Source organism: Bernardetia sp., from assembly GCF_020630935.1.
Lineage (GTDB): Bacteria > Bacteroidota > Bacteroidia > Cytophagales > Bernardetiaceae > Bernardetia.
Genome location: NZ_JAHDIG010000019.1, coordinates 1 through 12,681, shown reverse-complemented (window position 1 = coordinate 12,681; position 12,681 = coordinate 1). Strand labels below are relative to the sequence as shown.

13 protein-coding genes are annotated in these 12,681 nt (G+C 33.5%); 2 read left to right on the top strand and 11 right to left on the bottom strand.

Going from position 1 to position 12,681, the window contains the following annotated elements:
- Nucleotides 1–24 precede the first annotated feature (24 nt).
- The gene (locus QZ659_RS07155; protein ID WP_291724112.1) at nt 25–1,146 is read right to left on the bottom strand and encodes a DUF3616 domain-containing protein; all 1,122 of its coding nucleotides are present in this window, start codon (nt 1,144–1,146) and stop codon (nt 25–27) included.
- Nucleotides 1,147–1,324: 178 nt separating this feature from the next.
- Between QZ659_RS07155 and QZ659_RS07150 the strand changes: the two genes are divergently transcribed.
- Nucleotides 1,325–2,398, top strand: a complete 1,074-nt coding sequence (locus QZ659_RS07150; protein ID WP_291724110.1) for a Fe(3+) ABC transporter substrate-binding protein — start codon at nt 1,325–1,327, stop codon at nt 2,396–2,398.
- Between the two features lie 153 nt (nt 2,399–2,551).
- Here the strand turns inward: QZ659_RS07150 and QZ659_RS07145 are convergent, their stop codons facing one another.
- The 10 genes from QZ659_RS07145 to QZ659_RS07100 form a co-directional block, all read right to left on the bottom strand.
- The gene (locus QZ659_RS07145) at nt 2,552–3,787 is read right to left on the bottom strand and encodes a hypothetical protein (protein WP_291724107.1); all 1,236 of its coding nucleotides are present in this window, start codon (nt 3,785–3,787) and stop codon (nt 2,552–2,554) included.
- Between the two features lie 55 nt (nt 3,788–3,842).
- Nucleotides 3,843–4,256: a hypothetical protein gene (locus QZ659_RS07140; protein WP_291724104.1), complete on the bottom strand. Its 414-nt coding sequence runs from the start codon at nt 4,254–4,256 to the stop codon at nt 3,843–3,845.
- A gap of 11 nt (nt 4,257–4,267) precedes the next feature.
- Complete coding sequence (locus QZ659_RS07135; RefSeq protein WP_291724101.1) at nt 4,268–6,616, bottom strand: transglycosylase domain-containing protein; 2,349 nt, start codon at nt 6,614–6,616, stop codon at nt 4,268–4,270.
- 268 nt (nt 6,617–6,884) lie between these two features.
- Nucleotides 6,885–7,226, bottom strand: a complete 342-nt coding sequence (locus tag QZ659_RS07130) for a hypothetical protein (protein WP_291724098.1) — start codon at nt 7,224–7,226, stop codon at nt 6,885–6,887.
- A gap of 20 nt (nt 7,227–7,246) precedes the next feature.
- Nucleotides 7,247–8,176 carry a hypothetical protein gene (locus tag QZ659_RS07125; RefSeq protein WP_291724095.1) on the bottom strand — a complete coding sequence of 310 codons (930 nt, stop codon included), beginning with the start codon at nt 8,174–8,176 and terminating at the stop codon, nt 7,247–7,249.
- 43 nt (nt 8,177–8,219) lie between these two features.
- Complete coding sequence (locus tag QZ659_RS07120; protein ID WP_291724092.1) at nt 8,220–9,272, bottom strand: cytochrome-c peroxidase; 1,053 nt, start codon at nt 9,270–9,272, stop codon at nt 8,220–8,222.
- Nucleotides 9,273–9,335: 63 nt separating this feature from the next.
- The gene (locus QZ659_RS07115; protein WP_291724089.1) at nt 9,336–10,190 is read right to left on the bottom strand and encodes an MbnP family protein; all 855 of its coding nucleotides are present in this window, start codon (nt 10,188–10,190) and stop codon (nt 9,336–9,338) included.
- A 263-nt stretch (nt 10,191–10,453) separates the two neighbouring features.
- Nucleotides 10,454–10,900 (bottom strand): hypothetical protein, encoded by a 447-nt coding sequence (locus QZ659_RS07110; protein WP_291724086.1) that lies wholly within the window; start codon nt 10,898–10,900, stop codon nt 10,454–10,456.
- A 153-nt stretch (nt 10,901–11,053) separates the two neighbouring features.
- Nucleotides 11,054–11,716 (bottom strand): GTP cyclohydrolase I FolE, encoded by a 663-nt coding sequence (gene folE, locus QZ659_RS07105; protein WP_291724083.1) that lies wholly within the window; start codon nt 11,714–11,716, stop codon nt 11,054–11,056.
- Nucleotides 11,709–12,113, bottom strand: a complete 405-nt coding sequence (locus QZ659_RS07100; protein ID WP_291724081.1) for a MerC domain-containing protein — start codon at nt 12,111–12,113, stop codon at nt 11,709–11,711. The genes folE and QZ659_RS07100 overlap by 8 nt, the downstream gene beginning before the upstream one ends.
- A gap of 82 nt (nt 12,114–12,195) precedes the next feature.
- Between QZ659_RS07100 and QZ659_RS07095 the strand changes: the two genes are divergently transcribed.
- Nucleotides 12,196–12,591 (top strand): Fur family transcriptional regulator, encoded by a 396-nt coding sequence (locus QZ659_RS07095; protein WP_291724078.1) that lies wholly within the window; start codon nt 12,196–12,198, stop codon nt 12,589–12,591.
- Nucleotides 12,592–12,681 lie beyond the last annotated feature (90 nt).

Here is a 12,681-nt window from a genome sequence, read left to right as displayed (position 1 = left end):
AGTTAAATAACATTCTAGTATTTATCAATTTTGATATGGAAAAATATCCATCTCTATATTAGATTCTCCAATCAGACGGTCGTCTTTTGGTGCATCATAAACAATAAGCAAATCGCCATTTGCCATAGGTGTAATTCCCTCTGCTTTGTCTTTGCCTCGTTCTATTTCTGCGCCTTTGGCTACATCAAAAACACGTTCTACATCAGGGTTAATAGAATAACTGGCATCTTCCAAACCATTTTTTATTCTGTATAAAGAAATTGTTCCATCCAAATCCATTGTAGGACCTCCCAAGATGAGCAAATCGTTCGTTTGCAAACAAAGTTCTCTAATTCCCATTCCTTTGAGGTCTAGGAAGTGTTTGCGATACTTCATTGTCTTTCCATCTTTTTCTTCTCCTATTTTTTTGAGCTTTAGCTTTCCTTTTTTGGTTTCCTTGACAGCAATTTCAATAATAGTTGCCCAACCTCTCAATACAGGACCTCGCATTCCTAGAAAAATACGCTCTCCATCTACTGCCAACCCTTCAATATCAAAACCGTTTTCCTTACAAGGCAAATCCATAAATTCCTTAAAGTGCTTGTCTTTACCCAACTTTTTAGAAAGCTGTGTATGTTTCTTTCCTCCTTTTAGTTTGGCAGCTCTAAGCGTAATATCTTCATTTTTTGGATGCTGAATTTCTTTGTGAAGTTCCCAGTCTCCAGTTTCTTTATTGGGAACACAAGGGATTCTAGCAAGCGTGTATCTATTGTAATCGTATTTGAGTTCGGTAAGGTCGTCTATCTGTTCTTTTAGGTCATCTTCTTTATCTACATCATTGCGTTTTTTACTCTGTGAGCCTGTTACCCAAAGATAATAATTGTCATACGCCAAACCTTCAATGTCCACTTCACTATCGTCTGTCAAATCAATATAATCTTCTAATGGAAAATGAGTGTGCTTTCTAAAACTCTGTTTCTCTCCAAAAGTAACAAGCTCTAAGCGTTCCAATCCTAAGCTCTCATCAAAACCAATCCAAATATTTTTTCCTGTTCTGACAACTGATGAAATATCATCTCTAATTTTGGCATCTTCTAAAGGATTGAGTTCGTTGTTGAGATAAAACTGAATACGCTTTGGTTCTTTGTCTATATTTTTGTCTTGCATATCTAAAAAGTGGCTTTAGGTTAAAAAATTGTGTATTGATTCAACTTCCCTATACTCATATTGTTTAGTTACTAATTTTTTCAAAAAAATAAATCAGACAAGGCAAATCTAAATCTAATTACTATCTTTGCATTGTTTAAAATGATTCTAAATAAGAACAACAATTAATTTCTAAATTATGAACCGTATTTTTTTAAGTGCTATTTTATTTATCCTGTCTCTTTCATTTTTCTCTTGCAATGGCAATAAAAAAGATAATGCAGAAACAACTACTGACTCTACTACTGTAGCAGAAGAAGTGAAGGAAGTAAATGTATATTCGCATCGTCATTATGAGTCTGATAAAAATCTTTTTGAAGAGTTTGAAAAACAAACAGGCATTAAAGTAAATGTTGTGAAGGCTTCGGCTGATGAGCTTATCAACAAACTAGAAATGGAAGGACAAAATTCACCTGCTGATATTCTGATAACTGTAGATGCTGGGCGTTTGCATAGAGCTAAAGCAAAAGACCTTTTACAGCCGATTGAATCAGAAGTTTTGTTTACAAATATTCCTGCTCACTTGAGAGATGCAGATAATCAGTGGTTTGGCATTACAAAGCGTGCTAGAGTTATTGTTTATGATAAAGAAAAAGTAAAGCCAGAAGACTTTTCTACTTATGAGAGTCTTGCTGATGCAAAAGCTAAAGGAAAACTACTTATCCGTTCATCTAGCAATGTGTACAACCAGTCGCTTTTAGCTTCAGTTATTGCCAATTCGGATGAAGGAACAGCTAAAAAATGGGCTACTGGTGTAGTCACAAATATGGCAAGAGAGCCAAAAGGAGGCGACCGTGACCAAATCAAAGCCATTGCAGCAGGAGAAGGAACACTTGCTGTAACAAACACCTATTACTTTGCTCAAATGCTCAACGATACAGATGAAGCCAACGTAAATGCAGCAAAAAAAGTAGCTGTTATTTTCCCAAATCAAGATGGAAGAGGAACACATATCAACGTAAGTGGAGCAGCTGTAACCAAATATGCACCTAATAAAGAAAATGCTATCAAACTGATTGAGTTTTTGACAAGCAAAGAAGCACAAGAAGTCTATGTAAGAGAAGAAATGGAATATCCTGTTCGCACAGACGTAGAGATGGCACAAACACTAAAAGATTGGGGAACATTCAAAGAAGATACTCTCAACCTTTCAAAACTAGGCGAAAACCAAGAAAAAGCTGTTATCATTTTTGATGAAGTGAGTTGGAAATAAATTAAAAATTAAAGGCTATCACAGTTTTTTACAATTCTGCCTATTGACAGTTTAGTTAATCAAACTCTACTTGTCTCTTCGTAGCGTTGGGTTTATAAATCCAACACTACGAAGAAAAGGAGTATCCTCAAAAGGGTCTAGGTTTTTAAAAAGTTAGTTAGGAATAAGCCAAGGAATACCCAACTTGCCCTCTTTTAGATAAATTGTAACACTATCTTCACCTTCTAACTCTCGATACTTATTTCTTGAGATATTTATTCTATCGTTGGAAAAAGTTTCGTGCCACTTTTCTACTCTCAAATTATATGTGATTACTTTTCCAGAATACATTTCTCTTTTTATAATTTTAGCCCTATATATCTTTGGCATTGACTCATCATATAAAAAATTACCTATACCTATTGTTCCATATCCAAAAATGGTAAATGAGAACAGAAAAAATACTCCTTGTAAGTAAGTCTTTAATTGCTTAACATTAAATTCTTTGCTTGTCATGACGGTTATAGTTAATAGTAATCCTATCATGCCACTGTAAAGAAGTATAGTAGAATAGCCTAGTAGGTTTATATCAAGTAAAACTCTCAAAGTTAAAACTGCCCCCAATGGTAAAAACATACTACTTACGTAGGGTTTGTTATCTTCTTTATTGGAATACTTAATAAATCCATTTGATATCTTAGGAAGAATTATACCTGTTATAATGAGTACAACTATTGAAATAAAAGCATTTTTATAACTATCAAAAAAAGTATCAGCAAAAAAAGAAGAGTTGCCAATATAAGGGTATAAGAACAACCAAATAATACAAATGACACATATAATATTATATATCTTAGTGACGTATTTGGCTCTACTTAGCTGCTTTTGATATGAAGCTAAAGAAATATCAGTGTTCTCTTCATTATCAAGATTCGAAAAATGCCTGTCGAAAAAAGCATTAAACTTTCCTGCAAAATCATTTTCCTCTTGTGGTAGTGCATCTAAGTTCACGAAGCTTCGATGTACCCAGTTACGTATCTTATCAATACCTTCAGTATATGCAGAAATGGCTATTTTCTTTCTCTTAGAGTAAATATAGATATAGCCTGGACTTGTTCTAAACCCTCTTATTTCATCAAAAGAAAACGAGCGTTTTTTAGTTGGTAGTTTTAAAGAAATAGATTTTTCTGTTATTGTAACTTGATAAATAAAAGGGTGTATTGTTACTACTAAACCTAAAATCAAAAATGGAATTAGAAAAAAAGATAAATATAGAGCAGCTTCCAAAAGCTCTGCTCTAATCAGAAAAAAATATGGGGTGATACTCAAAAGTATACCAACTAAACCTATTATTAAACTCTGTTGACTTGCCTTTTTAACTAATTTATAAGTGCCTTCTATATCTTGCATATCGTCTTAGTTTTTAATTAGGCATTAGCCAAGGAATACCTATCTTTTACAGTATTTATCTAATTTTTTTGAATTTATTGCTTGACCAATTATATATTTTATCAACATCTTTTACATATTTAGATATATCTATATGTTCTTGCCCCGAAAAGATATGGACATAATGAATCGTTCTCTTTACTCCTGTAATTTTATCAAAAGTAAATGAGTGATTATTCAAAATTCCTTTTGAGTAGATTCTATCTTTTTCAATTACAATTTTTGCATAAAAAAGCTCAATAACTCCTGCTGTTCCTAAAGCTAATAAAGGGAGTGAGAATATAAAAAACACTATAAAATCAGTTAGATTATATAACTCTCTACTTTCATAAATCATGAAAACTCCTACAAAATATAGGTATAAAAGTAGTAAACTACCTGCTCCAATAAATATTAACCAACCTAATTTTAATCTGTATGTTCCTTGCATAAAATTAAAATTTACTCAATAACTTCCTCTACATCCGTACTATCCTTTTCTGGATAACGGTCATATTTTGGAGTAGGGCAATAATAAGAACGTTGTACTTCTACTGTGGGAGGCAAAAATTTTCCTCTTCTGATACCTGTATTTTTATCTTCATAAAGGCTTTTGAGGTAAACTCCAAAGATAGGAAGTGCCGTTTTAGAACCTTCTCCCACACTAGAGGTTCGGAAGCGAATAGCTTTATCGTCTCCACCTACCCAAACCCCAGTAACTAAGTCTTTTGTAACTCCCATATACCAGCCATCAGCAAAGTTGGAAGATGTTCCTGTCTTTCCTCCTATATCATTTCCATTTCCCAAAACGCCATACGACCATAAAGCAAGTGATGTTCCATAAGGTTCTTGTGTTCCTCCTTTAAGCATATAACTCATTAGCCAAGCCGATTCTTTAGACAAAGCACGATGAGAGTCGTTGTAGAAATAATTCAATATTTTACCGTGTTTGTCTTTTACGTGCCATAAAATTTGTGGTTCTTGCCACATTCCAGCATTCATAATGGTTGAATATGCCCCCACCATTTCGAAAAGAGATACATCACTAGAACCTAATCCGATAGAAGGAACTTCTGCTAACTTAGATTCTATTCCCATTTTTTTTGCGTAGTGTGCTACTGTTGTCCAACCTACTTTTTCAGTTAGCTTCGCTGTAACCGTATTAATAGAGCGTCCCATAGCATGTCGAAGTGTCATATATCGGTAAGTATTTGTCCAGTCTGCATTATGAGGTGTCCAAACTTTTTGCTCTCCATTTTCTTCATATCTGATGATAGGATTTGTATCCAAGATAGTATCACAAGGTGACATATTCAATGAATCAATCGCAGCAGCATAGACAAACATTTTAAAGGTAGAACCTGGTTGTCTTTTTGCCTGTCGTACTTGGTCATATTTAAAATATTCGAAATCGATTCCTCCTACCCACGCTTTTATATGTCCTGTGTAGGGGTCTAGTGAAACCAAGCCTGACCTCAAAATTTGCTTGTAGTATTTTACCGAATCTATGGTAGAGAGTGTAGTATCTGTTCTATGGTTTTCTGTAGCCCAAGTAAAGACAGTCATTTTTTTAGGCTTTTCTAATAAAATTTGAACAGAATCACTCTGTTTTCCATATTTTTCTACCAAAAACTTATAATAATCTGTTTTAGCAACAGCATTTTCAATGTAATTTTCGATAGGTTCTTTATCACTATTTGTCCACGGAACTAAACCTTTCCATTGCTCATAAAATTTATCTTGCAGAATAGGCATTTGTCTAGCTATGGCAGCCTCTGCATGAGCTTGAATTTTGGAATCTATGGTAAGATAAATTTCCAACCCATCGGCATAAAGGTCATATCCATTTTGCTCACACCATTTTTTGAGTTTTTGTGTAACAAAATTCTTGTAATAAGTACTTGTTCCTGTTTCAGCTACTTCGTACGAAATATCTAAATCTAAGGGTAACTCTTTCAGAGAGGACGCTTCTTTTGAAGAAATATATTTATATTTTTCCATCTGATTCAGCACTGTATTTCTTCTTTTGATAGCCTTTTCTGGATTTCTTAGAGGGTTGTACGTAGAAGGAGCTTTTAAAAGTCCCACAAGCAGAGCCGACTGATGTACCTCCAAGCTATCAGGGGAAGTAGAAAAATATTTTCTTGCTGCTGCATGAAGTCCGATGGCATTATTTCCGAAAGCTACTTCATTCAGATACATATTAAGGATTTCTTTTTTAGTATAAGAACGTTCTAAACGAACTGCCATAACCCATTCTTTTGCCTTTGCTATGATAGTACTGATTTTGCCTTTGCCTGCCAATTTACCAGTATTTTCTTTGGAACGAGTATCAAACATATTTTTAGCAAGTTGCTGACTTAGGGTGCTGCCTCCTCTGTTATTTCCTTTCAAAAGATACCAAAAAATGGAAAACGTAGCTTTTGCATCAATGCCTGAATGCCTTTCAAAACGAGCATCTTCAGTCGCTAGAAGAGCCAAAATAGTCATCGAATCTATCTGTTCGTACTTGAGTGGCGTTTTGTTTCGGCTATAATAACGCACTACTTCTACACTATCTGATGTATAAACCACCGATGGCATAGGCGTTTTAGGATTTTCTAAGGCTTTTAGAGAAGGAATTTCTCCAAAAAAACCAAACCAGTTGAAAATTATGGCAACGAACAATAAAATGATACTTGAAAGTCCTGTTATGGTAAGCCACCAAAGCACACGACAGAAGCGTATTAGCTTAGATTCTCCTTTTGGAAAACCGAAAACAGACCATATTTTTTGCGCTATTGTTTTAAAAAATGGAAGATAATTCTTCATAAATAGTCTTATCAGAGTAGTTTGTAATTAGTACACTACAATTTACAAAACATTTTGTTTGAATCTAACCAAATATATTTTGCAAGATGAAAATATTTTGAAAAGTACAAATTATCACGGTTAATTTTATACACCAGTCCTCCAGAATAGTCTGTAAAATCAAAAACTAAGTTTTTAAATGAAATAAATTCTTTTTAATCTTTGTCGTTAGACTAAAAGTTTGAACTACATAAAGAACTGTGATAAGATTTAGTAAATTATCAACAAGTTACTCCTGTTTTTCTAAAATCACTTTTTTATACCATTTATTACCCAAATCTTCTAAGAAAGTAATTTTAGATTCTTCTAAAGTTATTTCTACAAGAAAATCAGTAGCTATTTCTATGAGTTCGTCTTTTGTTCCCCAAAACATCATTCTTGCTCCACTTATTCGTAGAGAAAATGACTTTAGCATAAATAAAAAAGAAGTATTGCTCGTTCCATGTCGGTCAAAATCTCTATCTGTTAGAGAAATACTTGCTTTTATCTCCTTGTCTTTCCACTGTTCTGCTTTCTGATAAATTTCTTCCGTATTTTTTATAAGCCACTCTGTTCTTTTTTTTGGATTCATTGAATTGGTTTAATTTATACTCAAAACAAAAAAGCCGTCTGAATCATAAATCTATCTCTTGATTTGATTTTTTTGTTAGCCAAATTTTGAGAAATTGGTTTTTGATAATTTATTCCTACCATAAAACGTCCAGTATAAATTTGCGTTCCAAAAACGGCATTTAGAAGATTTCCTCCTGTATCAAAAACAATAGTATTTTCTCTCTGGTCTTTTTGATTGTATTCATAGTATGTTCCTAAGGTTGGCATAAAACCAAATTTTCCAATTTGCTTGACATAGAAAAGTGTAGCATTACTACTAAAACGATTTCCAAAACGATAATTTTCGTTGTTTTTTGTATTGATTTTATAAGAAGCATCGGCTGTAAAACCTACATTTCTATAACGAAGAGTATATTGAGTCGTCAAAAGAAAATCTGTACTGCCTGTGCCAAGTTGAAAATTAGGATTAGCGACTTGCAAGACATCTTCCTCGTCGAAGTTTGATTTTCCAGTAGGTAATTTTATGCCTCCACCTATCAAAAAATTGTGTTCAAAGATTTGAGAAATAGTATCTGTTGTGGTATTTAAAATCTCATATTGAGCAATCAAAGAAGCATCAGCCATGCCATGAAGCGATTTTGTATTGCCTCTTTCATCTTGAAAATTCCATTGGTAAGGCAAAAAAGCCAAAAGTTGTAGTTTTGGGGTGGGATAATATCTTGCCCAAATTTCGGTAGCATAAAAACGCTCTTGTGTTCGGAAAAGGTCTGAATAATTTCCAGTTCCTCCTAAGTGAGAATCAAAACTAGCTTGGCGATAACGCACACCCATAAAGTTTTTTTGAAACTGTGGCATCACACCCAAATAATAACTTCCTGCACCACACCCACACAAATCACAGGCTTGTGAGGAATATGATATGAATAAAAAGGAGTTTATAAGAAGTAAAACGGTAATAAGATTTTTCATTGTTGTGCAATTTCCTCAACGACGCTTTTAAGCTCGTTGATGGTTAAAATTCAGATAAAAGAGGATTATTCAAAAATTCCTCATCGGTAAGTGTTTTTAAAAAAGCTATTATGTTTTTTTTCTCGTCTTCGTTCAATTCTATTTTCAAATTTTTCTTCAAAATTGGGTCTAGTGTTTCAGAATCTACAATTCCATCAGCATAATGGTCTAAAACAGCTTCCAAATTTCTAAACCTACCATCGTGCATATACGGACGAGTAACTTCTACATTTCTAAGACTGGGTACTTTAAACTTAAATTTGTCTTCTTCTAGTTGTGTAATCAAAAAACGTCCTTCATCATTCGGATTTCCAATAGGCAAACCATTATTTCTAAAGGAATAGTCTGTGAAAAGCTCCGTAGTGTGGCAGGTCGCACATTTCTGATTGAAGAGTTCTAAACCTTTTAGTTCTTGAGCAGTGAGTTTATTTTCGTCTGTACTTTCATTTCTAATGTGTTTGTCGTAACGAGAATTTGATGAAATACACATGAGTTGAAACTGTGATAATGCCTTTAAAAAATTAGCAGTCGTGATTTCTTTTGTTCCGAAAGCCTTTTCAAAAAGCAGTGGATAATCTGTTTTGGGAGATTTAGCACCTTCTGTTTCTCTTAGTTTTTGCAAAACATTTGGCAATGTTTCACCCATCTCATTATCGGCTTCAATAGGAACAGGAGCAAATAAATCTAAATGAAAAACACCACCGTCCCAAAAAAAACTTTTAGACCAAGCCAAATTTTGAATTGGTTGTGAGTTTCTCATCGTAAGTTGGTCGTCTATGCCATGGCTTAGGCTGTGTCCGTGCTGCGTAAAACTAGAAGTTTGTTGATGACAAGAACCACAACTTACTGTCCCATCCCTTGACAAAAGTCCAGTATAAAATAATTTTTTGCCTAGTTCAAATCCTTCTACTGTTATAGGGTTTTCCGACAAATCATAGACAGGAGGAGGAAAGTTGCTCGGTTGTTGGAAACCAAATTCTTCTTTTGGGTTTATGTTTTCTGTTTGACAGGAAACCAAAAATATCATGAAGAAAGTAGATAAAATTAGATTTTTCATAATTGGTGGATTTTTACTGCCAAACCTATAAGGTTTTGAAAACCTTATAGGTTTGTTTAAATTTTATTCGTGTCCGTGTTCGTTATGAACGTGATGATATTCAAAGGCTTTCATATAGTTTTCAGAAACACTAAGTGAAAAAGGATTAAACATCACAACAGGATATTCTCTCAAAGAAACATCTGTTTTTCCACCTAATACTTTCTCCATATCAGCTACAATATGAATGGATGGCATTGCTTCTTCTCTTGCTTTGGCAGCATCTCTTCCCAAAGAAAGTGTAATAGTTCTGATATTATTGATAGTTTGGGATTCATATCCTCCAAAACCTCCGATATGGTAAAAGAAACGACCATCAGGATTATTTTCTGTTGGTTCAATAGCAGAAGAAACTCCTTCCATTTTAAAGAAAATATAGCCCGAGTTCCATCTCCAATACATTTCTTTTCCTGCACCTTCTACACCAATATCTAACACGCCTGTACGGTTTTCTGGAAGCATAGTGCTACGCAAACTGTCCACACCAATCGTAAAAGTAACTTCATTGTAATTTCCTTCTGGAACATTAGGAAGTTGTATCTTTTGTGTGTTTGCATCGTGTTCCTTGATAAGAAAATAGGATTCCTCTTGTGGCACGACGTACTCTCTGCCATCTTCAGTTTTTAAAACAATATTGCTGATATAATACTGTAACATATCTACTGTAAAATTTTCTCCTACAGAATTTGTATATTCGGTATTGAGGGTAAAATCATCTTGACCATAAATATTGTCAAACTTGATTTCGACCGTTCCACTTTTGTTAGGATCTATTTCAGGTTCTGTTTCACTGTCTTTTTTACAAGAGAAAAGTATTAGAGAAAATGCCATAAATAAGGCAAAAAGAGAAACTTTTGATAAATTTATTTTAGTATTCATTTTTGTTTATTTTATATTTAATAAATAGAATAAAATCAATAGAAAAGCAGGGCGATTTTGGAATAAAAATTTTGTCAAAATCGATGTAAATTATATATCGTCGGTAAGACACTGACAATGAAATAAGAAAATAGTATGAAATTGAGGTAACGTACAAAGGCTTGCCTTTGAAATGTGTAGAATGGTTATTTTACAGGAAAACACACAGTATAGTTAAAGGCAAGCCTTTAAACCTACAAAATGATACAACAATACATAGAGATTTAAACTATAGGAGGACGGAAAATTCCGTGTAAACTTGAGGTAGAATCAAAACCTTTATAAAAACCATTCAAAACAGGTTGTTCTGAACTAAAAAATTGATTTTCAAAGGTAAAAAGCTCTCTTGGTTCTAAAAAAAGAACATCTAATGTATATTTTGGCGAAATAGAAGAGCTTTCTTGATTTGCTTTTTCAGCCTCTGCAAGTTGTTTTTGAAGCTGACAAGAACCTGCACAACGAATGCCATACTGTTCTTGAAAGTCTTTTGCTTTTCGTAGTCTTGCTAGTTCTTCTAAGCGTTTTTCCTCTGCTTCTTTATTCTCACACATGTTTTGGGCAATGTATTCTCTATTCATTTCGAAAGACAAAACAATCCAAAGTTTTTGGAAAGGTTGTATCAAGATAATGAGTATCAAGAGAGTTGAGAATATGGAAGATGATTGCTTCAAAAAACTGCGATATTGGTTTGTTTTATTTTTGCAAATTTACATACTAAAAAAACAAAAAGCAAAACAAAAACTCTAAAGTCTTTCGGATACTACTTTACTATAAAAACTTTAGAGTTTTCTAGTGAAAAAAACTATACTTTGCCTTACAAATCATTAGATTTCCGAATTACCAACAATTTTGAAAAACTCCTCACGCATCAGTTTGTCTTCAAAACAACCTCCGTATTCCAGTGTAGTAGTAAAGCTGCTCTTGTCTTTAATTCCTCTTGAAGAAACACAAAGATGTTTGGCAGAAATCATAACGATTACATCATCTGTTTCTAAGACCTTTTGCAAATCATCAAGAATTTGCAGTGCTAACCTTTCTTGTACTTGTGGACGATGAGCATAATAATCTACTAAACGATTAATTTTGGAAAGACCTATAACTTTATCTTTAGGAATGTAAGCCACATGTGCTTGTCCAATAATGGGCAAAAAGTGATGTTCACAAGCTGAATCTATGGTAATATTTTGCTCTACAAGCATTTTATTATAACCATATTTATTTTCAAAAGTAGATAGCTTGGGTCTGTTTTTAGGATTCAGTCCATAAAATAATTCTTTTACATACATTTTAGCAAAACGGTAGGGCGTTCCAGATAAGCTATCATCTGAAAGGTCAAGACCTAACTCAGTCATTATTTTAGCAAAGTATCTTTCAATATTTTCAATTTTTTCTTTATCAGACTTTTCAAAAGCATTGGGAAGTAAAGGTGTTTCTATACTTGAAGAAATATGATTATCTCCTATCAATTCTACTTGTTCTTTATTCATAGTTGGTACAACATTTTTCATTCTTACACTGGCAATAATTGAGGTTATAGAGGTGTAGTGAGGCTAAAGAAAGTGCAACTACATAAATTGTAATTTTTGGTAAGGCAAATATTTCTAGACTTTCATTGACTAGCACAACAAGCAAAATTACCCAGTTTATCCATAAACCATACTTGACAAAATCATTGGAACTTGTACGTGTAGATTGATAGATAGAGAGGAAAGAAATTACTAGAAAGAAATAGTCTATCCACTTCCACCAAATTGGAGTGACCTCACAACAACTCATCGCACAACTGTGAGCGACAAAAATAAAAGGTGTGGCTATACAATGTATTAGGCACATTGTACTTGCCAATGCCCCCATAGCATCTGGTTTGGAGAAAGATAATCTCATAAATACAATTTATATAAATGCAACATTATTGCAAATATAAAGAAAATTTGCAAATGCAACGTTGTTGCATTAATTTTGTTTTATGAGATTTATCAAGAAAAAAAAGGCTGTTGAACTAATTTTAGAAGAGTTTTATAAGAGACAAGAAGCCATTTCTGCAGTCTCACTAGTCAAACTTTTTGAATCTGAGGTAAACAAGACCACAGTATATCGTGTATTGGACAGACTAGAAAATGACGGTACTTTATATTCTTTCTTCGGAAAAGATGGAATAAAGTGGTATGCCAAACATCTGTGCAACAGTTCATCTGAGCCTCCAGAATACCATCCACACTTCCAGTGCTTGGTTTGTGGAAAGATTGAGTGCATAAAAATAAAGGTAAAACTGCCTACTATTCCAAGTAGGAAAGTAACAAGTTCTCACATTTTGATTCAAGGAGAATGTAGCAACTGTTTGGCAAAAACTTCTATATCATAACAATAAAAGTCATCATGCTTAGTTGTATATACTAGTTCTCATCATTCTGATTGTTTCTAAAATCATATACTTTTTTAGCTCCATAAGCTG